The sequence below is a fragment of the Corynebacterium sp. 401_CJEI genome (assembly GCF_001076435.1).
Lineage (GTDB): Bacteria > Actinomycetota > Actinomycetes > Mycobacteriales > Mycobacteriaceae > Corynebacterium > Corynebacterium jeikeium_D.
In genome coordinates this window covers 1-332 of record NZ_JVIP01000022.1, presented here as the reverse complement: position 1 = coordinate 332, position 332 = coordinate 1, and the positions used below count along the sequence as shown (strand labels likewise).

1 protein-coding gene is annotated in these 332 nt (G+C 55.4%); it reads left to right on the top strand.

What is annotated here, in order from left to right; all coding sequences use genetic code 11:
* Positions 1-18 precede the first annotated feature (18 nt).
* Positions 19-332: helix-turn-helix domain-containing protein (locus ADM64_RS05605; protein WP_241486319.1), on the top strand; the 314-nt coding region annotated here is incomplete at its 3' end.

Here is a 332-nt window from a genome sequence, read left to right as displayed (position 1 = left end):
GGTAGGTTCAGGCGGTGAATGCATCACCACTTTCGACCAGGAGAAGTAGTGAAGCAAACCCGCCGAACGAAATACAGTGCCATCAAACCGATTGCGCTTCAACACATCGCCAACGGGGCATCAGCAAGCGCAGTTGGACGTGAGTTAGGGATACCCTCACCAACTGTCAGGCGGTGGGCGCGACAAGCCGGAATTGAGATCCAGCACCAATCGCACTACCCGAAGGTCTCGATGATGCATAAGCATCGCGTGATCTACGAGATGCTTATGGCCGGCTCATATAGTGTTGCCGAGATTGCCGCGCAGGCTGGGGTGTGCACAACCACGGTGTA